The 815-nt window shown below is 63.8% G+C and carries 1 protein-coding gene and 1 pseudogene; one reads left to right on the top strand and one right to left on the bottom strand.

The genetic code is table 11. The features are described from left to right. The coding region (locus tag L692_RS0120170; RefSeq protein WP_025701852.1) for a sensor histidine kinase at positions 1-423 on the top strand (423 nt) is incomplete at its 5' end. A 77-nt stretch (positions 424-500) separates the two neighbouring features. Here the strand turns inward: L692_RS0120170 and L692_RS33045 are convergent. Next, positions 501-815: pseudogene (locus L692_RS33045) on the bottom strand (PLP-dependent aminotransferase family protein); the annotation flags it as partial.

Below are 815 nucleotides of genomic sequence, written 5' to 3'. Positions count from 1 at the left end.
GGGGAGCCGCAGTGGATGGGCAAAGGAATCGAAGTGGAGGCCGAGCTTGCCGAAATGACGGTGACGGGGGCCGAGGACCTGCTCAGCCAGGTCTGGAATAATCTGTTGCATAACAGCATCAAGTTTACTCCGCCGGGCGGGACGATTACGATAACGGCGCGCCCGATGGACACAGAGGTCGAGGTCAGGGTCTCCGATACCGGTACGGGTATCTCCAAGGAGGATCTGCCTCATATCTTCGAGCGGTTCTACAAGGCGGACAAAGCGAGAAGCGCGGGCGCCGGAGGCAGCGGACTGGGGCTGTCGCTGGTGAAGAAGATTATCGACCTTCACCGGGGGAAGGTCAGCGCGCAGAGCAGCCCCGGCGAGGGTACGGTCTTTGTTGTTGCGCTGCCGGTATCGCTAAAGGAAGGGAGCGAGTAACTCCGTACCGCTGCCGCTGCACCGGAGGACGCCGCAGATATCCGGAGCTGTCCCAGGCTCCGGCCCTTCTCCCGGCGTTAGAACAGCCGGTCCATCCGGCGGACAAGCTCCGCCAGCTTGAAGATCCCCTGCTCCAGCCCGGACGGGGAGGCGTAGGCGTAAGAGAGGCGAAGATGCCTGGCGTCCGCGCGGTCGTACAGATCGCCGGTATTCAGCAGCAGCCCTTCCGCAAGCGCCGCGCGGAACAGCTTCGGCAGCGGGAGAGGCTTGTTCAGGCGCAGCCATACATAGAAGCCGCCCGCAGGCTTGCTCCACTCTGCCAGTTCAGTGAAATGGCGCTCCAGCAGCTCCAGCATCAGATCGCGGCGCCTGCGCAGCGCGAGGCGGAGGGC

It is taken from the genome of Paenibacillus forsythiae T98, from assembly GCF_000520735.1.
Lineage (GTDB): Bacteria > Bacillota > Bacilli > Paenibacillales > Paenibacillaceae > Paenibacillus_AQ > Paenibacillus_AQ forsythiae.
The sequence above is the reverse complement of the archived record's forward strand: the minus strand, read 5'-3'. Positions and strand labels throughout refer to the sequence as shown.